Genomic DNA, 476 nt, shown 5'->3' on the forward strand with positions numbered 1-476 from the left:
ATATTAATTAATTCGTATCTCGTATCTCGTGAATCGTATCTCGTAAAGAAAACAGAATCCAGAAGCCAGAATACAGAATCCGATTCTTTTTATCTCTTTATCTAAAAACTGTAAACCGATAACTGAAAACTGTAAAATTGTATTTAAAACTAACGACTATTCACTATTCACTAATGACTAATTTATTGCTTTCTAAATAAATCTCCGAATAAATCCTTAAATAAAATTTTATCTATACTCTGTTTTTGGTTATACTCTTTCATAAATCGTTTTTGTTCTTCTTTTTCAGCTTTTCTAATACTTAAACTAATCTTCTTCCTTCGGCTATCAAGTTTAGTTACCAGGGTCAGGACTTCTTCTCCAACCGATAGAATACTTGCTGGGTTATCAATCTTTTTATTAGATATTTCAGATAGGGGTACTAAACCATCTAAATTATCCTCTAAATTTATAAAGGCACCAAAATCGGTAAGATT

At 29.6% G+C, this 476-nt stretch carries 1 protein-coding gene; it reads right to left on the reverse strand.

The window, feature by feature from the left end; all coding sequences use genetic code 11:
• Positions 1–182: 182 nt before the first annotated feature.
• A partial coding sequence (locus tag COZ07_RS03555; RefSeq protein WP_406607212.1) for a S1 RNA-binding domain-containing protein occupies positions 183–476 on the reverse strand: 294 nt, incomplete at its 5' end.

Origin of the sequence: Candidatus Infernicultor aquiphilus, assembly GCF_002784285.1 — a bacterium.
GTDB classification, from domain to species: Bacteria; Atribacterota; Phoenicimicrobiia; order Phoenicimicrobiales; family Phoenicimicrobiaceae; genus Infernicultor; species Infernicultor aquiphilus.